This is a genomic window from Streptomyces sp. NBC_00510, from assembly GCA_036013505.1.
Classification (GTDB): Bacteria; Actinomycetota; Actinomycetes; order Streptomycetales; family Streptomycetaceae; genus Actinacidiphila.
Genome location: CP107851.1, coordinates 6,150,935 through 6,171,535 on the forward strand (window position 1 = coordinate 6,150,935; position 20,601 = coordinate 6,171,535).

The 20,601-nt window shown below is 72.3% G+C and carries 16 protein-coding genes and 1 pseudogene; 8 read left to right on the plus strand and 9 right to left on the minus strand.

Features of this window, described 5'->3' with window-relative positions; all coding sequences use genetic code 11:
* Positions 1-608: 608 nt before the first annotated feature.
* Genes OG937_27790 through OG937_27800 form a run of 3 tightly spaced genes read left to right on the plus strand, consistent with a single transcriptional unit; the run spans position 609 to position 3,807 of the window.
* Positions 609-1,766 carry a Gfo/Idh/MocA family oxidoreductase gene (locus OG937_27790; protein WUD75223.1) on the plus strand — a complete coding sequence of 386 codons (1,158 nt, stop codon included), beginning with the start codon at positions 609-611 and terminating at the stop codon, positions 1,764-1,766.
* 2 nt (positions 1,767-1,768) lie between these two features.
* Positions 1,769-2,953, plus strand: a complete 1,185-nt coding sequence (locus OG937_27795; GenBank protein WUD75224.1) for a dihydrodipicolinate synthase family protein — start codon at positions 1,769-1,771, stop codon at positions 2,951-2,953.
* Between the two features lie 2 nt (positions 2,954-2,955).
* On the plus strand, positions 2,956-3,807 hold the full coding sequence (locus OG937_27800; GenBank protein WUD75225.1) for a sugar phosphate isomerase/epimerase: 852 nt from the start codon (positions 2,956-2,958) through the stop codon (positions 3,805-3,807).
* Between the two features lie 247 nt (positions 3,808-4,054).
* Here the strand turns inward: OG937_27800 and OG937_27805 are convergent, their stop codons facing one another.
* The 6 genes and pseudogenes from OG937_27805 to OG937_27830 all read right to left on the minus strand — a co-directional run bounded on the left by OG937_27805 (position 4,055) and on the right by OG937_27830 (position 10,413).
* The gene (locus tag OG937_27805) at positions 4,055-4,498 is read right to left on the minus strand and encodes a DUF937 domain-containing protein (GenBank protein WUD75226.1); all 444 of its coding nucleotides are present in this window, start codon (positions 4,496-4,498) and stop codon (positions 4,055-4,057) included.
* Positions 4,499-4,562: 64 nt separating this feature from the next.
* On the minus strand, positions 4,563-4,952 hold the full coding sequence (gene rbsD / locus OG937_27810) for a D-ribose pyranase (GenBank protein ID WUD75227.1): 390 nt from the start codon (positions 4,950-4,952) through the stop codon (positions 4,563-4,565).
* Entirely contained in the window at positions 4,949-5,851 is a 903-nt protein-coding gene (gene rbsK, locus OG937_27815; protein WUD75228.1) for a ribokinase, read from the minus strand. The genes rbsD and rbsK overlap by 4 nt, the downstream gene beginning before the upstream one ends.
* Positions 5,852-5,894: 43 nt before the next feature.
* Positions 5,895-7,863, minus strand: a pseudogene (locus tag OG937_27820) (substrate-binding domain-containing protein).
* Positions 7,853-9,373, minus strand: a complete 1,521-nt coding sequence (locus tag OG937_27825) for a sugar ABC transporter ATP-binding protein (GenBank protein WUD78906.1) — start codon at positions 9,371-9,373, stop codon at positions 7,853-7,855. The pseudogene OG937_27820 and the gene OG937_27825 overlap by 11 nt, the downstream one beginning before the upstream one ends.
* 26 nt (positions 9,374-9,399) lie before the next feature.
* Positions 9,400-10,413 carry a LacI family transcriptional regulator gene (locus tag OG937_27830; protein ID WUD75229.1) on the minus strand — a complete coding sequence of 338 codons (1,014 nt, stop codon included), beginning with the start codon at positions 10,411-10,413 and terminating at the stop codon, positions 9,400-9,402.
* Between the two features lie 192 nt (positions 10,414-10,605).
* Here OG937_27830 and OG937_27835 point away from each other — a divergent pair, with 192 nt between their 5' ends.
* The 4 genes from OG937_27835 to OG937_27850 all read left to right on the plus strand — a co-directional run bounded on the left by OG937_27835 (position 10,606) and on the right by OG937_27850 (position 16,375).
* The gene (locus OG937_27835; GenBank protein WUD75230.1) at positions 10,606-12,825 is read left to right on the plus strand and encodes an ATP-dependent RecD-like DNA helicase; all 2,220 of its coding nucleotides are present in this window, start codon (positions 10,606-10,608) and stop codon (positions 12,823-12,825) included.
* 131 nt (positions 12,826-12,956) lie between these two features.
* Complete coding sequence (locus OG937_27840; protein ID WUD75231.1) at positions 12,957-14,246, plus strand: citrate synthase; 1,290 nt, start codon at positions 12,957-12,959, stop codon at positions 14,244-14,246.
* 424 nt (positions 14,247-14,670) lie between these two features.
* On the plus strand, positions 14,671-15,417 hold the full coding sequence (locus OG937_27845) for an SDR family oxidoreductase (protein WUD75232.1): 747 nt from the start codon (positions 14,671-14,673) through the stop codon (positions 15,415-15,417).
* A gap of 220 nt (positions 15,418-15,637) precedes the next feature.
* The gene (locus tag OG937_27850) at positions 15,638-16,375 is read left to right on the plus strand and encodes a VTT domain-containing protein (protein WUD75233.1); all 738 of its coding nucleotides are present in this window, start codon (positions 15,638-15,640) and stop codon (positions 16,373-16,375) included.
* A 39-nt stretch (positions 16,376-16,414) separates the two neighbouring features.
* On the opposite strand, the gene OG937_27855 is transcribed toward OG937_27850, so the two are convergent.
* Positions 16,415-17,077, minus strand: a complete 663-nt coding sequence (locus OG937_27855) for a TetR/AcrR family transcriptional regulator (protein WUD75234.1) — start codon at positions 17,075-17,077, stop codon at positions 16,415-16,417.
* A gap of 119 nt (positions 17,078-17,196) precedes the next feature.
* Here OG937_27855 and OG937_27860 point away from each other — a divergent pair, with 119 nt between their 5' ends.
* Positions 17,197-19,482, plus strand: coding sequence for an MMPL family transporter (locus tag OG937_27860; protein WUD75235.1), 2,286 nt, complete (start codon positions 17,197-17,199; stop codon positions 19,480-19,482).
* Positions 19,483-19,500: 18 nt separating this feature from the next.
* On the opposite strand, the gene OG937_27865 is transcribed toward OG937_27860, so the two are convergent.
* Together OG937_27865 and OG937_27870 are read right to left on the minus strand one after the other, a co-directional pair.
* The gene (locus OG937_27865; GenBank protein WUD75236.1) at positions 19,501-19,704 is read right to left on the minus strand and encodes a MarR family transcriptional regulator; all 204 of its coding nucleotides are present in this window, start codon (positions 19,702-19,704) and stop codon (positions 19,501-19,503) included.
* 193 nt (positions 19,705-19,897) lie between these two features.
* Positions 19,898-20,566 carry a TetR/AcrR family transcriptional regulator gene (locus OG937_27870; GenBank protein WUD75237.1) on the minus strand — a complete coding sequence of 223 codons (669 nt, stop codon included), beginning with the start codon at positions 20,564-20,566 and terminating at the stop codon, positions 19,898-19,900.
* Positions 20,567-20,601 lie beyond the last annotated feature (35 nt).

Here is a 20,601-nt window from a genome sequence, read left to right on the forward strand (position 1 = left end):
GTCTGTTTCCTCCGGGTCGGTCCTCCTCGGGCCGTCCGCCCGTAGCCGCACATGCTCTCACCTCGGGGGCCGGTGGGGGAGCGGAGTCGCACAGCACCTTGCGCGGGGCGTTCCACCGCCCTGGGGTCACTCTATGGGAAAGCGCTTTCTGTCGTCATTCGGGAGCCGCGGGGCGCGGCCGTGGCCGGGGGCCGGGCCCGCTCGCGACCCCGGTCCCGGCTTCTCCGCCGCGCGCGATCCGGTCGCGCCGAAGGCCCCGGCCTGGGAGGCGTGTTGGCGCTCGGGAGCGGTGGCCGCCGCCGAGCGCCCGTGCGGCGCCCTGCCGCGGACCCTCGCCGAGGGCGCCCCGGGGCATCCGGTGCCCGCTCGCCTCGCGGCCGCGGGCCCCGGCCCGCCGCGCGGGCCGGGGCGTGTGGGGCCGCCGGGGCGAGGGCTCTCCGGCGGCGGCGGCGTCCCCGCATCCAGGACGATGACTCCACGTCAGGCGCCGGGTAGGCGCTTTCTTCCCGAAGTCCCTCCCCTTGTCGAAGGTGTTCGACGGCGGCTAGCGTGACGAAGTGGAAAGCGCTTGCTGTCGCTCGGCGCCCCGCCGGAGAGAGGAACCCCACGTGACACGCAGGACCGTGCGGATCGCCATGAACGGCGTCACCGGCCGTATGGGCTATCGCCAGCACCTCGTCCGCTCGATCCTCGCCCTGCGCGAGCAGGGCGGGCTCGACCTCGGCGACGGCACCGTGCTGTGGCCTGAGCCCGTCCTCGTCGGCCGCCGCGAGCACGCGCTGCGCGCCCTCGCCGACCGCCACGGCCTGGACCCCGCCCTGGTCTCCACCGACCTGGACGCCGTGCTCGCCGACCCCGCCACCGAGATCTACTTCGACGCCCAGGTCACCGGCGCCCGCGAGGAGGCGATCAGCAAGGCGATCGCCGCCGGCAAGCACATCTACACCGAGAAGCCCACCGCGACCGGTCTGGACGGAGCGCTGCGGCTGGCCCGCCTGGCCACCGCCGCCGGCGTCCGCCACGGCGTCGTCCAGGACAAGCTCTTCCTCCCCGGCCTGCTCAAGCTCCGGCGGCTGGTCGACGGCGGCTTCTTCGGGCGGATCCTCTCCGTCCGCGGCGAGTTCGGCTACTGGGTCTTCGAGGGCGACTGGCAGTCCGCCCAGCGCCCCTCCTGGAACTACCGCGCCGAGGACGGCGGCGGCATCGTCGTCGACATGTTCCCGCACTGGGAGTACGTCCTGCACGAGCTGTTCGGCCGCGTGCTGTCCGTGCAGGCGCTCGCCACCACGCACGTGCCGCAGCGCTGGGACGAGCAGCACAAGCCCTACGACGCCACGGCCGACGACGCCGCCTACGGGATCTTCGAGCTCGAGGGCGGCGTGGTCGCCCAGGTCAACTCCTCCTGGGCCGTGCGCGTCAACCGTGACGAGCTGGTGGAGTTCCAGGTCGACGGCACCGAGGGCTCGGCCGTCGCGGGGCTGCGCAACTGCCGTGCCCAGCACCGCTCCGCCACCCCCAAGCCGGTCTGGAACCCCGACCTGCCCGCCACCGAGGTCTTCCGCGACCAGTGGCAGCAGGTCCCGGACAACGGCGAGTTCGCCAACGGCTTCAAGGCCCAGTGGGAGCTCTTCCTGCGCCACGTCCACCTCGACGAGCCGTACACCTGGGACCTGCTGGCCGGTGCCCGCGGTGTCCAGCTCGCGGAACTGGGCCTGAGGTCCTCCGCCGAGGGCCGCCGTCTCGACGTACCGGAGCTGACCCTGTGACCGTGACGCTCCTTCACCTCCCCACCGAGGCGGGCGAGCTGTACGCCTACCGGCCGCGCACCGAGCCCGCGGCCCACGCCGGGACCCCCGCGACGGCGGACGAGCCGCGCAGCCGCGTCGTCTATGCGGCGGCCCACGTCGTCGCCGACCCCTTCCGCACCGCGGCCGACCGGCCCGCCGCGCTGGACTGGGAGGCCACGCTGGCCTTCCGCCGTCACCTGTGGTCGCACGGACTCGGCGTCGCCGAGGCCATGGACACCGCACAGCGCGGCATGGGCCTGGACTGGGCCGGGGCCGCCGAACTGATCCGCCGCTCCTCGGCCGAGGCCCGTGCCGAGGGCGGCCGTATCGCCTGCGGCGTGGGCACCGACCAGCTGGCACCGACCGAGTTCGGCCACCCCTACGGCCTCACGGAGATCCGGGCCGCCTACGAGGAGCAGTTCGCCGTCGTCGAGGACGCGGGCTCGCGGGCCGTCCTCATGGCCTCCCGCGCGCTGGCCGCCGTCGCCAAGGGCCCCGACGACTACCTGGAGGTCTACGGCCACCTCCTGCGCCAGGCCGCCGGGCCCGTCGTGCTGCACTGGCTGGGCCCGATGTTCGACCCCGCACTGGAGGGTTACTGGGGCAGCACGGACCTGGACGCGGCCACGAACACCTTCCTCGAGGTGGTCGCCGCCCACCCCGGCAAGGTCGACGGCGTCAAGATCTCCCTGCTCGACGCCGGGCGCGAGGTCGAACTGCGCCGCCGCCTCCCCGACGGCGTGCGCTGCTACACCGGCGACGACTTCCACTATCCCGAGCTGATCGCCGGTGACGACCGGGGCTTCAGCCACGCCCTGCTCGGCGTCTTCGATCCGCTCGCGCCGCTGGCCGCCCGGGCCGTGCGCCTGCTGGACGACGGCGACCCCGGTGGCACCACGGGCTTCCGGGCGCTGCTCGACCCCACCGTCGAGCTGTCCCGCCACCTCTTCGGCGCCCCGACCCGCCACTACAAGACGGGTGTCGTCCTCCTCGCCTGGCTGGCCGGCCACCAGTCGCACTTCACGATGGTCGGTGGTCTCCACTCGGCGCGCTCCCTCCCCCATCTGGCCCGCGCCTACGAACTGGCCGACCGGATCGGACTGTTCCCCGACCCGGCGCTCGCCGCGTCCCGTATGAGCGGGCTTCTCTCCGTGTACGGAGTGTGACATTGCGTACTGACAACCGGGCCTCCGGCGACCTCGCCCGGCTCAGCATCAACCAGGAGACCGTGCGGCAACTGCCCCTCCCCGAGCTGGTCGAGGGGCTGGTGACGCTCGGTGTCCCCGGCGTCGGACTGTGGCGCGGGCCGGTCCGGGAGTACGGCGTCGAGGCGACCGCGAAGCTGGTGCGCGAAGCCGGGCTCACGGTCACCACGCTCTGCCGCGGGGGCTTCTTCACCGCCTCCGACCCGGACGAGCGCGCCGCAGCGCTGGCCGACAACCGGGCGGCCCTGGACGAGGCGGCGGCCCTGGGCACCGGCACCCTCGTCCTGGTCTCCGGCGGGCTCCCGGCCGGGGACCGCGACATCGCCGGCGCCCGTGAACGCGTCGCCGACGCGGTCGCCGAGCTCGCCCCGTACGCTCGGGAACGCGGAGTGCGCCTGGCGATCGAGCCGCTGCACCCGATGTACGCCTCCGACCGCTGTGTCGTGTCGACCCTCGCCCAGGCCCTGGACATCGCCGAGCGCTTCCCCGCGGAGCAGGTCGGCGTCGTCGTGGACACCTACCACCTGTGGTGGGACGACCGGGCGGCCGAGGGCATCGCCCGGGCCGGCGCCGGCGGACGGATCGCCTCGTTCCAGCTCGCCGACTGGGTCACCCCGCTCCCCGAGGGCGTGCTCCTGGGCCGAGGCCAGCTCGGCGACGGCTGTGTCGACCTGCGCGGGTTCCGCGAGCGGGTGGACGCGGCCGGCTACGCGGGAGCCGTCGAGGTGGAGATCTTCAACGCCGCGCTGTGGGCGCGCGACGGGGCCGAGGTGCTGGCCGAGACGGCCGGCAGGTACCGCCGGCACGTGCTCTGAGAAATCTCTGAAAATTTCTTCCGGAAGCCGTGCAACCATCCCTGGGGCCGGTGTGTCTACGTAGCGTCAAGACCCAGAGGGGGGCCTCACAAGGGTCTTGAGTGGGGGAGAGCGCGGCACCCGGAGGGGGCTCGGGGTCTCGCGCAGAGGGAGGGGAACGCCAAAGGGGTCCGGCTCAGCCGGACCCCTTTCGCCATGTCCGACAAGCCCACTCGCCCACTCGCCCGGTCCACCGGTCCGCCGCGGTTCAGCGTTTCTCGCGGGCCCGCCGGGCCAGCACGGACGCCATCACGGGGATCAGCGTCTGCAGCGCCGCCGTGACCGCCTCGACCGGGAGGCCGGTCCGCTTGGCCACCGCCCGCGCCGCCGGGGCGGCCACCTTGGCCAGGACGGCCGCCAGCACCCCACGGCCCGGTTCCGGTCCCGTACCGCCCTGCACCCCGGCGAAGCCGACGGCGGCCGCGGGCAGCGGCTCGGGCTCGTTCGCGGCCTGCTCCATGGCCTGGCACAGCTCCGCGGTGCCGCCGGGCGTCACCGCGTCGTCGGTCAGCACCCCCGTGATCGAGGCCACCGCGCTCCCCACGACCCGCTGCGCCTGTCCGGCGTCGGTCCCGAGCAGCTCGGTGATCTCCCGGAGCCGGTCGTCCCCCAGCTCCTCCAGCACCTCGTCCTTCAGCGGTCGGTCGCTCATGGTCGGGACGCTACGCGCGAATCGCCCGCCCGGCCCGCCGACCGCAGCCGGACGGATGTACGCGCTAGAAGGGCACGCCGCAGCGCAGGATGACGTTGGCGTACGGCCGGGACTCGCCGGTGCGGACGACCAGGCGGGCCTGCCGGGTGCGGGCCTTGAACTCCTCGTGCGGCACCAGTTCCAGGTCCGGGAAGGCACCGTCGAGCTGGGCGGTCACCTCGGGATTGTGCTCGCGGACCTCCTTGGCCGCGATCGCCCCCTCCACCACGAGCTCCTCCAGCAGGCCGTCGAGGACCTCGGAGAAGGACGGGGTGCCGGCCCGGAAGGCGAGGTCGACGACGATCGGCCCGGGAGGGATCGGGAGCCCCGCGTCGCAGACCACGACCAGGTCGGTGTGGCCCAGCACGGCGAGTGCGCCCGCGAGATGGCGGTTGAGGATTCCGGACTTCTTCACAGCTGACCCACTTCTTCGAGGGTGGGGAAGGATTCCTGCGCACCCGGCTTCGTGACGGCGGCGGCGCCCACCCGCACCGCGAACCGCACGGCGGTCACCAGGTCGTCGCCCGCGCCGAGCCGCCAGGCCAGCGCCCCCGTGAAGGAGTCGCCGGCGCCGGTGGTGTCGACGGCCGCCACCCGCGGGCTCGGTATGCGCACGGTGCCGTCCGGCGTCGCGGCGAGCGCGCCCGCCCCACCGAGCGTGACGACCACCGAGCGCGGGCCGAGGGCGAGCAGCCCCGCCGCCCACGCCTCGGGGGTCTCCCCGGCGTCCGGGCCCAGCAGGACACGGGCCTCGTGCTCGTTGACCACGAGCGGGTCGCAGCCGGCGAGCACCTCCCGGGGCAGTGCCGCGGGCGGCGAGGGGTTCAGTACGACCCGCGTCCCGGCCGCCGTGGCCGTCGCCACGGCGGCGGCCACGGACTCCAGGGGGATCTCCAGTTGCAGCGAGATCACCCGGGCGGCGGCCAGCAGCTCGCGCGCCCCGGTCACGTCCGCCGCGGTGAGCCGGGCGTTGGCGCCCGGCGACACCACGATGCTGTTGTCACCCGAGGGGTCCACGGTGATCAGCGCGACCCCCGTGGGGGTGTCGCCGCCGAGGACGCCGGTGGTGTCGACGCCGGCCGATCTCAGCGAGCCGGTGAGCAGCCGCCCGTGGGCGTCGTCGCCGACCCGCGCGAGGAGCGCCGTGCGCGCGCCCAGGCGGGCGGCGGCGACGGCCTGGTTGGCCCCCTTGCCACCCGGGTGGGTGGCGAGGTCCGAGCCGAGGACCGTCTCGCCGGCCGCCGGGCGGCGGTCGACATGGATCACCAGGTCGGCGTTGGCCGACCCTACGACCAGCAGGTCGTAGCCGTGCATCTGCGTGTTCCCTTCGGGGGTCCTGCCGTACCGGTGCGGTCTGTCAGGAGGAGAAGTCGGCGACGTTCTTCTCGGTGACGACCTTGACCGGAACCTTCACCAGGCTGCCGAGCTTCTCGCCCTTGGCGGCCTTCACCGCGTTCTGCACGGCCAGCTTGCCGAGCTCCTTCGGCTGCTGTGCCACGGACGCGGTCAGGGTGCCGGCCTTGACCGCGGTGAGGCCGTCGGGGGTGCCGTCGAAGCCGACGACCTTGACCGACTTGCCGGCCTTGTCGCCGAGCGCCTTGATCGCGCCGAGGGCCATCTCGTCGTTCTGGGCGAAGACGCCGGTGACGTCGGAGTGGGCCTGCAGCAGGTTGGTCATGACGTCCAGGCCCTTGGTGCGGTCGAAGTCGGCGGCCTGCTGGGCCACGACCTTGATGCCCGGGTAGGCCTTGATGCCCTCGTTGAAGCCCTGGCCGCGCTCGTTGGCCGCGGAGGTGCCGGCGGTGCCCTGGAGGACGACGACGGTGCCCTTGCCGCCCAGCGAATCGGCCAGGGTCTTGGCGGCGAGCCGGCCGCCCTCGACGTTGTCGGAGGCGACGGTGGTGGCGAGCTCGGCCTTGTTGACGCCGCGGTCGGCCGCGACGACGGGGATGCCGGCCTTGTTGGCGGCCTTCACCGAGGGACCGGCCGCGTCGGAGTCGACCGGGTTGACGATGATCGACTTCACGTTCTGGCTGGTGAAGTTCTGCAGCTGGTTGGCCTGCTGCGACGCGTCGTTCTGCGCGTCGGTGACGGTCAGGTCGACGCCCTCCTTCTTCGCCTCGGCCTGCGCGCCCTCCTTCAGCTGCACGAAGAACGGGTTGTTGAGGGTGGAGACCGACAGGCCCACCTTCACGTCGGAGGACGAGCCGGAGCCGGAGTTGCAGGCGGTCGCGGTGAGCGCCAGGGCGGCGACGGCGACGGTGGTGGCGGAGATGAGCTTGGTGCGCATGGTGGTTCCTTGCTGGTGCGGTGCGGAGAAGAAGTGGGGGTCTGTGGTGCGCGCGGCGCGGTCAGGCGCGGCGTCGCAGGGTGTCGAGCAGGACGGCCAGCGCGATGACCGCGCCGATGACGACCTGCTGCCAGAAGGCGGAGACCGACAGCAGGTTGAGGCCGTTGCGGAGGACGGCGAGGATCAGCGCGCCGATCAGGGTGCCGGACGCCTTGCCGACGCCGCCGGAGAGGCTGGCGCCGCCGATGACGACCGCCGCGATGGCGTCCAGCTCGTAGCCGTAGGCGGCCTGCGGCTGCGCCGAGGCGAGACGGGAGGCGAGCACGATGCCCGCGACCGCCGCGAAGAGGCCGGACAGCGCGTAGATGATGATCTTCTGGCGCTTGACGCGGATGCCGGAGAGGCGGGCCGCCTCCTCGTTGCCGCCGATCGCGTACATGGCGCGGCCTATGTAGGTGCGGCCGAGGATGATCGCCGTCGCGGCACCCGCGACGATCATCACCAGGACCGGGACGGGCAGCCAGCCGCCGATGGTGTCGCCCAGGTGGGAGACGGAGTCGGGGAAGGCGATGGGGCTGCCCTGGGAGATGACCAGGGTGAGGCCGCGGCCGATCGACAGCATCGCGAGGGTCGCGATGAACGGCGGCAGCTTGCCGAAGGAGATCAGCAGGCCGCTCAGCAGACCGCTGGCGACACCCGTGGCGACGGACAGCACGACCGCCAGCCACACCGGCAGGCCCGCCGAACTCGCGCTCCAGGCCAGCACCGTCGCGGAGAGCGCGGCGACCGAGCCCACCGACAGGTCGATGCCGGCCGCCACGATCACGAAGGTGGAGCCGAAGGCGAGGATGGCGACGACGGCCGCCTGGACGCCGACGTTGAGCAGGTTCTGCGTGGACAGGAAGTCGCCCGACAGGAACGACAGTGCCACCAGCAGGACCACCAGCGCGCTGAGCGCGCCGTTGTTGAGGAGCACACGGCGCGCCGCGGCGACGCCGCCCGTGTCCGTACTGCTTTTGAGCGTGTCAGTGGCCACGGGAGCCCTCCACATCCTTCGTTGCTGTTGCGTTGCCGCCCTCGGTGGGCGCTGTGCCGACGGCCAGGGCCATGACGGAGTCCTGGGTGGCCTCGTGCGAGGGGAGTTCACCGGCGATCCGGCCCTGGGACATCACCAGGACGCGGTCGCTCATGCCCAGCACCTCGGGGAGGTCGCTGGAGATCATCAGCACCGCGTGGCCGGAGGCCGTGAGCTGGTTGACGAGTTGGTAGATCTCGACCTTGGCGCCGACGTCGATGCCCCGGGTCGGCTCGTCGAGGATGAGCACCTTGGTGTCGGCCAGCAGCCACTTGCCGATGACGATCTTCTGCTGGTTGCCGCCCGACAGGGTGCGTACGTGCTGGTGCAGCCCGGCCATGCGGACCTTGAGCTGCCCCGAGATCCGGTCGGCCGCCTTGCGCTGCCCGGCCCGGTCGACGAACCCGGCGCGGGTGGCCCGGCCGAGCGTGACCAGCCCCAGGTTCTCCTGGATGGTGGCGTCCAGCACCAGGCCCTGGCCCTTGCGGTCCTCCGGCACCAGGCCGATGCCCGCGTCCATGGCGGCGTTGACGTCGTGGCGGCGCAGCCGCTTGCCCAGCACCTCGACCGTTCCGGAGTCGTACGGGTCGGCGCCGAAGACCGCGCGGACGACCTCGGTGCGCCCGGCGCCGACGAGCCCGGCCAGGCCGACGACCTCGCCGGCCCGCACCTCGAAGCTCACGTCGTGGAAGACGCCGCCCCGGGTGAGGCCCTCGACCCGCAGCAGGGGCGCGCCCGCTTCGGCGCGCTCGCGCGGGTACTGCTGCTCGATGCTGCGGCCCACCATCAGCCGGACCAGTTCGTCCTCGGGGGTGCTCGCGGGCACCTGGGAGACGCTGCGGCCGTCACGCAGGACGGTCACGCGGTCGCCGAGCGCGGCGATCTCCTCCAGGTGGTGGGTGATGAAGACGATGCCGACGCCGTCCTCGCGCAGCTTGCGCACGATCCGGAAGAGCTTGTCGACCTCCTCGCTGGTGAGCACCGCGGTCGGCTCGTCCATGATCAGGACGCGCGTCTCCAGGCTGAGCGCCTTGGCGATCTCCACCATCTGCAGGCGGGCGATGCCCAGTTCGGAGACCGGGGTGCGCGGGTCGACGTCGACGCCGACCCGGGCCAGCAGGGCCGCGGCGTCCGCGTTCATCTGCTTGCGGTTCACCAGGCCGAGTCGGCGCGGCTGGCGGCCCAGGAAGATGTTCTCGGCGACGCTCAGCGCCGGGACGAGGTTGAACTCCTGGTAGATGGTCGCGATGCCCAGCTTCTCGGCGTCCTGCGCACCATGGATGCGCACCTCCGCGCCGTCGACGAGGATCCGGCCCCCGTCGGGGCGGTTGGCGCCGGAGAGCATCTTGATCAGGGTGCTCTTGCCCGCGCCGTTCTCGCCGAGCAGGACGTGCACCTCGCCTCCGCGCAGGTCGAAGTCGACGCCGTCGAGGGCCACCACACCGGGGAAGACCTTGCGGACGCCCTCCATGCGGAGGAGCTCGGGGCTGCTCGTGCTCAACGGGAACTCCCTTCGGACGCGCCGCAGGAGCGGCGGACTACGAGACGGGCGGACACGGTGACCGACGGCGCCGGCCTGCCCTCCACCCGGTCGATCAGCGAGCGCACGGCCGCGCGGCCGAGCTCGCCGGTGGGCTGGGCGATGGCGGTGATCGGCGGATCGGTGTGGAGGAACCACGGGATGTCGTCGAAGGCGGCGAGCGCGATGTCGTCGGGCACGCGCAGGCCGCGGGCGCGGATCTCGTCCATGGCGCCGAGCGCCATCAGGTTGTCCGCGGCGAAGACCACGTCGGGCGGGACCGGCAGGTCCAGGAAGCGGGCGGTGGCCCTGCGGCCGCTGTCCGCCTGGAAGTCGCCCTGGCCTATGTACTCGTCGGGCAGCTGCAGGCCGAAGGCGGCCAGCGCCTCACGGAAGGCCCGCACCCGCTCGCGGCCCGTGGTGGTCGCGGCGGGGCCCGCGATGATCGCCAGCCGGCGGTGGCCCAGGCCGTGGAGGTGGGCGACCAGGTCGCGCACCGCGTCGCAGCCGTCGGTGCGGATCACCGGGACGTCGTTGCCGACGCCGGGGATCCAGCGGTCGACGAAGACCATCGGGGTGCCGGCGAGCACCGCGTCCAGGATCAGGGGGGAACCGCCGTCGGTGGGGCTGACCAGCAGTCCGTCGATGCGGCGGTCCAGCAGCGTGCGGATGTGGTGGTCCTGCTGCTCCGGCCGCTCGTCGGCGTTGCCGATGATCACGCTGTAGCCCAGTGCCCTGGCCTCGTCCTCCACCGAGCGGGCGAGCTCGGTGAAGAAGGGGTTCAGCACGTCGCTGATGACCAGGCCGAGGGTCCGGGTCTGGTCGGTGCGCAGCGAGCGCGCCACCGCGTTGGGCCGGTAGCCGAGCTCGGCCACGGCCTCCAGCACCCGGGTGCGGGTGCCCGGGCGGACCGCCGGGTGGTCATTGAGCACGCGGGAGACCGTCGCGACGGAGACACCCGCGCGTGATGCCACGTCCTTGATGCTCGCCACCCGTCCCACCTCCTCGTGGAATCGATTACAAAGAGGATTGGAATCGATTACATGCTCCAGGGCAAGAGTACGAAACCGGATCGTTACATTCCGGGGCCCCGCCGGGCGGAGTTGTCCACAGCCCTCGGCGGCCTGTCGGGGCCGGGCGGTACCGTCGGATCACATCGCAGATCCGGGGAGGTGGCCCGCGCCGTGGGGGAGTTGAGACTGGCCGTCGTCGAGGGCGTCCTCGAACGGATCACGTACGCCAACGAGGAGAACGGGTACACGGTCGCCCGGGTCGACACCGGTCGCGGCGCCGGCGATCTGCTGACCGTGGTCGGCTCGCTGCTCGGCGCCCAGCCGGGCGAGTCGCTGCGCATGGAGGGCCGTTGGGGCTCCCATCCGCAGTACGGCAAGCAGTTCACCGTGGAGAACTACACCACCGTCCTCCCGGCCACGATCCAGGGCATACGGCGCTACCTCGGCTCCGGGCTGATCAAGGGCATCGGCCCGCGGATCGCCGAGCGGATCGTCGAGCACTTCGGCACCGACACCCTGGAGGTCATCGAGCGGGAGCCCGCGCGGCTGGTGGAGGTCCCGGGCCTGGGCCCCAAGCGCACCAAGCTGATCGGCGCCGCCTGGGAGGAGCAGAAGGCCATCAAGGAGGTCATGGTCTTCCTCCAGGGCGTCGGCGTGTCCACCTCGATCGCGGTGCGGATCTACAAGGAGTACGGGGACTCCTCGATCTCCGTGGTGAAGAACCAGCCCTACCGGCTGGCGGCCGACGTCTGGGGCATCGGCTTCCTCACCGCCGACCGCATCGCGCGGGCCGTCGGCATCCCGCACGACAGCCCCGAGCGCGTCAAGGCCGGTCTCCAGTACGCCCTGTCGCAGGCGACCGACAGCGGCAACTGCTTCCTGCCCGAGGAGCAACTGCTGTCGGACGCGGTGAAACTGCTCCAGGTGGACATCGGGTTGGTCATCGACTGCCTCGCGGAGCTGGCCGGCGAGGAGGGCGTGGTCATCGAGCCCGTGCCCGCCCCCGACGGCGGTGGCGACCCGGTGCGCGCGGTGTACCTGGTGCCCTTCCACCGGGCGGAGATCTCCCTGGCCGGCTCGCTGCTGCGGCTGCTGCGCGGCACGGAGGACCGGATGCCCGGCTTCCGTGACGTGGACTGGGACAAGGCGCTGACCTGGCTCGCCGAGCGGACGGGCGCGGACCTCGCCCCCGAACAGCAGCAGGCGGTGCGGCTGGCGCTCACCGAGAAGGTCGCCGTGCTGACCGGCGGGCCGGGCTGCGGCAAGTCCTTCACCGTCAGGTCCGTGGTGGCCCTGGCGCAGGCGAAGAAGGCCAAGGTCGTACTGGCCGCGCCCACCGGCAGGGCGGCCAAGCGGCTGGCCGAGCTCACCGGGGCCGAGGCCTCGACGGTCCACCGGCTGCTGGAGCTCAAGCCGGGCGGAGACGCCGCGTACGACCGGGAGCGGCCCCTCGACGCCGACCTGGTCGTCGTCGACGAGGCCTCGATGCTCGACCTGCTGCTGGCGAACAAGCTGGTCAAGGCCGTGCCGCCGGGGGCCCACCTGCTCTTCGTCGGTGACGTCGACCAGCTGCCCAGCGTCGGCGCCGGCGAGGTGCTGCGCGATCTGCTGGCCGAGGGCGGCCCGGTCCCGTCGGTCCGGCTGACCCGCATCTTCCGGCAGGCCCAGGAGTCCGGCGTGGTGACCAACGCGCACCGGATCAACTCCGGAGCGCACCCGGTCACCCAGGGGCTGGACGACTTCTTCCTCTTCGTGGAGGAGGACGGCGAGGAGACGGCCCGGCTCACGGTGGACGTGGCGGCCCGCCGCATCCCGCGCCGGTTCGGCCTCGACCCGCGCCGTGACGTCCAGGTGCTCGCCCCCATGCACCGCGGCCCCGCGGGCGCCGGCGTGCTGAACGGGCTGCTGCAGCAGGCCGTCACCCCGGCCCGCCCCGACCTGCCGGAGCGGCGCTTCGGCGGCCGCACCTTCCGCGTGGGCGACAAGGTGACGCAGATCAGGAACAACTATGAAAAAGGCGCCAATGGAGTCTTCAATGGAACGGTGGGGGTCGTCACCTCCCTGGACGCCGTGGAGCAGCGGCTCACCGTACTGACCGACGAGGACGAGGAGATCCCTTACGACTTCGACGAGCTGGACGAGCTGGCGCACGCCTACGCGGTGACGATCCACCGGTCACAGGGCAGCGAGTATCCCGCCGTGGTGATCCCTGTCACCACCGGGGCGTGGATGATGCTCCAGCGGAACCTGCTGTATACCGCCGTTACCCGGGCAAAGCGATTGGTCGTGCTCGTGGGTTCGCGCAAGGCGATCGGCCAAGCGGTGCGCACCGTCTCCGCAGGCAGACGCTTCACGGCACTCGACCACCGGCTGACTCGGGCGGCAAGATAGGCACTGAGTGCCATCATTCGGCTCCTCGACCGACCCCGAGTGCACGTGGCCACGCCAAATGGGGGACAGTAGGGGTAGTCAGGGCACCTACCAACCTCGAAGAAGAGGCACGACGTCGGTGAGGGAATGACGTGAGCGACAACTCTGTAGTACTGCGGTACGGGGACAGCGAGTACAGCTACCCGGTGATCGAGGGCACCGTTGGGGACGACGGCTTCGACATCGGCAAGCTGCGCGCCAACACCGGCCTGGTCACCCTGGACAGCGGCTACGGCAACACCGCGGCCTACAAGTCCGCGATCACCTACCTCGACGGCGAGCAGGGAATCCTCCGCTACCGCGGCTACCCCATCGAGCAGATCGCCGAGCGCGGCACCTTCCTGGAGACCGCGTACCTTCTCATCAACGGTGAGCTCCCCACCGTCGACGAGCTCGCCGCCTTCCGCGGCGACATCACGCAGCACACGCTCCTCCACGAGGACGTCAAACGGTTCTTCCAGGGCTTCCCGCGGGACGCCCACCCGATGGCGATGCTGTCCTCCGTGGTCAGCGCGCTGTCGACCTTCTACCAGGACAGCCACAACCCGTTCGACGAGAAGCAGCGCTACCTCTCGACGATCCGGCTCCTCGCCAAGCTGCCGACGATCGCCGCGTACGCCTTCAAGAAGTCGGTCGGCCACCCCTTCGTCTACCCGCGCAACGACCTCGGCTACGTCGAGAACTTCCTGCGGATGACCTTCGCCGTGCCCGCCGAGGAGTACGAGCTCAACCCGGTCGTCGTCGACGCCCTGGACAAGCTCCTCATCCTCCACGCGGACCACGAGCAGAACTGCTCCACCTCCACCGTCCGCCTGGTCGGCTCCTCGCAGGCCAACCTGTTCGCGTCGATCTCCGCGGGCATCAACGCCCTGTGGGGCCCGCTGCACGGCGGCGCCAACCAGAGCGTGCTGGAGATGCTGGAGGCCATCCAGGCCGACGGCGGCGACGTGGACGCCTTCATCCGCAAGGTGAAGAACAAGGAGGACGGCGTCCGCCTGATGGGCTTCGGCCACCGGGTCTACAAGAGCTTCGACCCCCGGGCGAAGATCATCAAGGCCGCCGCCCACGACGTGCTCTCCGCCCTGGGCAAGTCCGACGAGCTGCTGGACATCGCGCTGAAGCTCGAGGAGCACGCCCTCAGCGACGACTACTTCGTCTCGCGCAACCTGTACCCGAACGTCGACTTCTACACCGGCCTGATCTACCGGGCCATGGGCTTCCCGACCACGATGTTCACGGTGCTCTTCGCGCTCGGCCGGCTCCCCGGCTGGATCGCCCAGTGGCACGAGATGATCACCGAGCCGGGTTCCCGGATCGGCCGTCCGCGCCAGGTCTACACGGGCATCGTCGAGCGGGACTACGTCCCGGTCGAGGCCCGCTGACGCGAGCGCCCCGCGCACAGAGAAACGCCCCGCGCCGAATCCCCCCACGGGTTCGGCACGGGGCGCTCCTGTTTCCCGGAGCGGATCCCCCCACGGGTCCGTACCGGGCGTTCTTTGGGTGCGCTCGCCCAGCCGGGACCAAGCACCCGGGAGGGCCGCTCAAAGCTCTCCGGGCAGTTCGCCCCGGCATGGCGACCGGGCTGTCCCCCAAAGACAACCCGCTCATCATCTCACCGAGTCCGCCGGGAGCCCGGTGTCTTCGCCGGGTTAGACCCCCTCGTAAACCAAAAGGTTACGTTCCAGCCAGTGTGATCTCGGTCTCGGCTACGCATCTCCTACGTCATCCGCATCATGGCAGACCCCCGTGCCGGTCGCGTAGCCCCCGTCCCGTAACGTGCTGTTCCTCCTCGAGGGGCGGAGCGTGATGTCGCAGAACGCAAGTGTGGGCCGGCACGTCGTGGTGACCGGCGGGGGAACGGGAATCGGCCGGTCGGTGGCCACCCTCTTCGCCGAGGCCGGCGACCATGTGACCATCGTCGGCCGGCGCCGCGAGGTGCTGCGCGCCACCGCCGACGAACTGCGCTCCCAGCACGGTTACGACGTCACCCCGGTCGTCTGCGACCTCGCCGACCCCGACGACGTGGAGGCGACCCTCGAGCGGCTGCCCCGGCGCATCGACGTCCTGGTCAACAACGCGGGCAGCCGGGAACTCGCGATCGGGGCCGGCCCGCACGGGGTGCTGGCCCGCTGGCGCGGCGACTTCGAACGCAACGTCCTCACCGCCGTCCTGGTGACCGAATCCGTACGTGACCGGCTCCCCGAGGGCGGCCGGGTCATCACCGTCACCTCGGTGGCCGCGCTGCGCGGCGGGGGCTCCTACGGGGCCTCCAAGGCCGCCCTGCACGCCTGGAACCACTCCCTGGCGGCGCAGCTCGGCCCGCGTGGGGTGACCTGCAACATCGTCGCCCCGGGCACCGTGGCGGGCACCGAGTTCTTCGGCGCCCGGCTCGACGCCGCCGAGCTGACCCGCAGGGCCGGCCGGACCCTGGTCGGCCGGGTCGGACGGCCCGAGGACGTCGCCTCCGCGGTGGTCTTCCTCGCCTCCCCCGAGGCGGGTTTCATCACCGGGGAGATCCTGCAGTGCAACGGCGGCGAACTGCTCGGCCGCTGAGCTGACGCACGCGCGTCCCGCGGGGAGTACGCCGGGCGTACTCCCCGCGCCACAGCCGGACCCTCCGGCCCCGTACCTGAGGATGAGGCGCCCCCGGGAAAACCCTGGGAATGCCCCGATCCCGGCGAAATCGCCTTGCCCCCTCCATCGCGGCCCTGCCAGCGTTGAGGCCTGGGACGGAAGACGGGGGACGGGCCGGGGCGGGAAGAGGGGCGGCCGGATGGACGTTGCACGGATCGTGTCGGCCCTGGACTTCACCGCGGGCCTCGAGGGGTACCTGCGGGACGGCCACGTGATCTGGGCGTACGCGGTGCTCGCTGCCACCACCGCGCCGCCCCTGGTGCCCAACGCGGCGCTCCTGGTCACAGGGGGCGTGCTGGCCGCCCAGGGACGGCTGGACATCGCCCTGGTCCTGCTGGTCGTCGCCGGCAGCGCGCTCCTGGGTGACCTGCTGATCCACCGCACCGGCCGCGCCGTCAGCGGCCGGGTCCTGACCCGGCTGTACCGGCGGCAGCGGCGCCGTGCGCTGCTGGAGTGGGCCAGCATCCGGATACAGCGGCACGGGATTCCCTTCGTCATCGGCGTCCGCTTCCTGCCCAGCGGGCGGGTCGTCGGCGGCCTCTCGGCGGGCATCGTGCGCTACCCGGCCCGCCGTTACCTGATCGGCGCGGGCGTGGCCGAGGCGGTCTGGGCGACGTACTCGGTGGGCCTGGGCTACTTCGGCGGCCTCGCCATGTCCAACTCGCTGTACGCCGTCGCGCTGGGCCTCGGGGTCTCCCTGGCCGTGGCCGCAATCGGCAGCGTGGCGCAAGTGCTCTCCGGGCGCCGCTCGGCCCCGGCGGGTACGACGTCCCCCGGACGCGTGGTGGCCTCGGGCGGCGCCGCGTCCTCCGGGACGGACGAACCGGAGGGGGACGCCCAGCAGGGGAAGCCGGCGGACCGGGCGATGCGGGGCTGAGGCGCGCCGCCGGGGGAGCGGGCGGTGCCGGTCCCGGTCTCAGGGGGTCGCGGCGGGGGTGCTGACGGCTTCCGTGATGGCGACGGCCCCGGTGCCGACGTGCGGGGCGAGGTAGCCGTACAGCGCGGCCTTGACCTCGCCGACGTACGCGTCCCGCTCGGCGCCCTCGTGCGCCAGGACCAGGGCCAGGCCCGCCTTGAACAGGCCGAAGGCCATCGCGGCCACCCGCGCCCGCTCGGCGGCCGATAGGGCGGGCGCGCGCAGGCCGAGCAGGGTCTCCACGCGCTCCAGCAGGGAGGTGTGCAGGGTGTCGTGCTCCATGACGACCGTGCCGGGGATGTCGCTGTCGTGGACCAGGGCGAGGAAGGCGGGGTTCTGGCAGTTGAACTCGATCATCGGGGCGACGATGACCTCGAGCATCTCGCGCAGCGGCAGCGAGGCGTTCTCGGGGGTGAACAGCTCCCCGTGCCCCTCGCGCATCCGCTGGTTGAGGATGCCGCCCAGCTCGATGGCGATGGCCTCCTTGTTCGGGAAGAACTGGTAGAGCGTGCCCGGGGACACGCCCGCCTCGCGGGCGATCGCGTTCGTGGTGGCCGCGGTGTAGCCCACCTTGCAGAACACGTCGGCCGCCGCCTCCAGCAGCTGCGCCACGCGCCGTTCGCCGCGGGCCTGCCGGCGTCGAGGCTTCTGCTCCTCAGGCACGTGTAATCCCCAATCATGTTTGACAAACGCGAGTGGTCGCTCACATTCTGAAGAAACGCGAGTGATTGCTCGTGTTCGCCATTTTACGGCGGTTCCTCAGGGGAGGGGACACCTCTGTCATGTCGGATGTCAACCGTGAGCGCCCGCCGGGGGGCTGGACCCGGGCGATGACCGCCCGTCCTCGCCTCACCCTGCTGCTGGCGCTGCTGTTCACCGCCCTCGCCGTGGTCGCGGGCAGCGGCGTCGCGGACCGGCTGCGCAGCGGCGGATGGGAAGCCCCCGGCTCGGAGTCGGCCTACGCGGCGGACGCGCTGGAGAGGTACTTCCCGGACTCGCAGCCCAATCTGATCCTCCTCGTCGACGGCCGTGGCGCCGGTGTGGACTCCCCGGAGGTGGCGGCCGAGGGACGGGAGCTCGGTCGCCGGCTCGCGGCGGACGAGGACATCACCGGCGTCACCTCGTACTGGACGACCCGGGCCTCCGCGCTGCGCGCCGAGGACGGCCGTGAGGCCATGATCGTCGCCCGGATCGGCGGCGACGACGACGCCGTCGCCGCGGCCGTCGAGCGCATCGCCCCCGAATACCGGGGACGGCACGGCGCGGTGGAGGTCAAGGTCGGCGGCATGGCCGCGTTCCGGCACGACCTGCAGACCACGATCCAGGAGGACCTGGCCCGCGCCGAGCTCATCGCGCTGCCGATCACCCTCCTGCTGCTCATCATGGTGTTCGGCAGCGCCGTCGCGGCCGTACTGCCGCTGGGCGTCGGCGTCGTGGCGATCCTGGGCACCAACGCCGTGCTGCGGGGCATCACGACGTTCACGGACGTCTCGATCTTCGCGCAGAACCTCACCACGGCCCTCGGCCTCGGACTCGCCATCGACTACGCCCTGTTCGTCGTGCGGCGCTTCCGGGAGGAGCTGGACACCGGGGCCGACCCGTTGACCGCCGTGGGCGCCACGCTGCGCACGGCCGGGCGCACGGTGCTCTTCTCGGCCCTCACCGTGGCCGCCGCGCTCTCCGCGATGTTCCTGTTCCCGCAGTACTTCCTGCGCTCGTTCGCGTACGCGGGCATCGCCGTGGTGCTGCTCGCGGCCGCCGCCGCGCTGGTGATCCTGCCCGCCGCGCTGGTGGTGCTCGGCCACCGGGTCAACTCCCTGGACCTGCGCCGTCTCCTGTCGCGCCGGCGGAGCGGGAAGGCCGGACGGGAGCCGGGCGCGGGCTACGCGCGGCTCGCCCGCCTCGTGATGCGGCGTGCCCCGCTGTTCGCGATCGGCACGGTCGCCGGGCTGGTCCTGCTCGGGCTGCCCTTCCTGCAGGTGCAGTTCGGCACCGCCGACGACCGCCAGCTGCCCGCGACGGCCGAGGCGCACGTCGTGCAGCAGCACATACGCGACGGGTTCCCCGGCAACCCCGGCGGAGAGATCACCGTGCTCGCCGAGGGCCGTCCCACCGCGGCCCAGCTCGGCGACTACAGCGGCAGGCTGTCCGCGCTGCCCGGAGTGGTCGTCGTCGACGGTCCGGCCGGCCAGTACGCGCAGGGCCGGCGGACCGCCGCGCCCGGCCCGGCCGAGGCGGCCAGGGCCACCGACGGCGCGGCCTACCTCACCGTGCTGCCGAAGGCGGAGTCCGTGGACGAGGCGAGCCAGGACCTCGTCGGCAGGATCCGGGCGGTCGACGCCCCCTTCAAGGTCTCCGCCACCGGCACCGCGGCCCAGTTGGTCGACACCAAGGACGTCATAGCCGACCGCCTGCCGTGGGCGGCCGCCCTGATCGCCGCGGTGACCTTGGTGCTGGTCTTCCTCCTCACCGGCAGCGCGGTCATCCCGCTGCAGGCCGTGCTGCTCAACGCGCTGAGCCTCACCGCCATGTTCGGCGCGGTGGTGTGGGTGTTCCAGGACGGTCATCTGTCCGGCCTGCTCGACTTCACCGCGACGGGCAGCATCGAGACCACACTGCCGGTGCTGATGTTCTGCGTCGCCTTCGGACTCTCGATGGACTACGGCGTCTTCCTCCTGTCGCGCATCAAGGAGGAGCACGACCGGACCGGTGACCACCGTGCGGCGGTCGTCTTCGGGGTGCGCCGCACCGGCGGCCTCATCACCGCGGCCGCGGTGATCCTGGCGGTGGTGATGGTCGCCATCGGCACCTCGCGGATCGCCAACACCAAGATGCTGGGCCTCGGGATCGCGCTCGCCGTCCTCATGGACGCGATGGTGGTGCGCACCTTGCTCGTGCCCGCCGTGATGCGGCTGACCGGCCGGGCCACCTGGTGGGCGCCGCGGCCGCTGAAGGCGCTGCACGACCGGTTCGGGCTGAGCGAGGGCGAGGGCCCCGGCCGGGCCCCTGTGCGGGAGGAGCCCGTACCGGACCCGGACCCGGAGCCGGAGCCGGCCCGCTCGGGCTGAGCGGCGGCCGGGCCGACGTCAGCCGAACTCCTGGCGTCCGCGGTTCCCGGGGCGCCGGGAGCTCCACAGACGGATGGTGTCCGCGTACCAGAACGGCTTGCCGCCCTCCACGATGTCGGGGGGCGGCAGGTGCCCGTGCTTGCGGTACGAGCGCACGGTGTCGACCTGCACCCGGATGTGAGCGGCGATCTCGGCGTACGACCAGAGGGTCCGGTCCGTCATCTCCCACGCACCTCCCATGCGCCGGCCTCGGGGGGTGGCCGGCCTCGCCGGGACAACGACATGCGATCAAGGGCGCAAGGGGCTGTTGATCATCTATGACGCGAAGCCCGCGTAACGGTGACAAATGTGGCGGAGGCATGACCGGCCTCCCCGATTGTCGGAGAAGCCGTCCGGGTGCGGGAAGCCGCGCCCCTCAGCCCTCGAACCGGGCGGGCAGCGGGGGGACTTCCCCCTCGGCCGCGTCCCCGTCGGCCACGGCCCTCAGACGATTGAGGATGGCGGTGCCCGCCCGGGTGTAGGCCGCGACGTCGTCGAAGAGCACCGACTGCAGGTTGCCGGTGTCCAGCAGCGCGACCAGCTCGAAGGCCAGCAACGGGATGTCGGCATCCGTGCGCAGCTGTCCCGTCCGCCGGGCCTTCTCGAGGGTGATCTCGACGTAGGTCGTCCACTCCAGCCGCGCCTGGGCGACCACGTCGTGCACCGGCCCGCTGCGCGCGTCGTACTCCGCCGACACCGCCAGCAGGAAGCAGCCGCCTGGGAACACCCGCCGCCGCGAGTAGTCCAGCCACGAGTCGCACAGCCGCCACACCCGGGCCAGCCCCGCCGGCAGCTCCCGCGACGGCTCCACCACCTGCCGGATGTACACCTCGCGGGCCGCCCGCACGGTGGCGAGCTGCAGCTCCTCCTTCGACCCGAACAGGGCGAACACCCCGCTCTTGCTGAGCCCGAGTTCGGTCGCCAGCCGGCCCAGCGACAGTCCCTCCAGACCCTCGACCGAGGCGATCGCCATGGTGCGGTCCAGCACCAGCCGGCGGGTCTGGTTGCCGCGCTCCACCCGGCCGTCCGTACGCGTAGCTGCCATCCGGGCATCCTAGGGAAGGCCACGTCCGGGCGGCA

Bases quoted from the DNA above. Each gene is read 5' to 3' on its own strand.
- OG937_27870 (WUD75237.1), bottom strand. From the start codon at position 20,566: ATGGCAGCTACGCGTACGGACGGCCGGGTGGAGCGCGGCAACCAGACC.
- OG937_27860 (WUD75235.1), top strand. From the start codon at position 17,197: ATGTCGGATGTCAACCGTGAGCGCCCGCCGGGGGGCTGGACCCGGGCG.
- OG937_27805 (WUD75226.1), bottom strand. From the start codon at position 4,498: ATGAGCGACCGACCGCTGAAGGACGAGGTGCTGGAGGAGCTGGGGGAC.
- rbsK (WUD75228.1), bottom strand. From the start codon at position 5,851: ATGCACGGCTACGACCTGCTGGTCGTAGGGTCGGCCAACGCCGACCTG.
- OG937_27850 (WUD75233.1), top strand. From the start codon at position 15,638: ATGGACGTTGCACGGATCGTGTCGGCCCTGGACTTCACCGCGGGCCTC.
- OG937_27865 (WUD75236.1), bottom strand. From the start codon at position 19,704: ATGACGGACCGGACCCTCTGGTCGTACGCCGAGATCGCCGCTCACATC.
- OG937_27845 (WUD75232.1), top strand. From the start codon at position 14,671: ATGTCGCAGAACGCAAGTGTGGGCCGGCACGTCGTGGTGACCGGCGGG.
- OG937_27825 (WUD78906.1), bottom strand. From the start codon at position 9,373: ATGGAGGGCGTCCGCAAGGTCTTCCCCGGTGTGGTGGCCCTCGACGGC.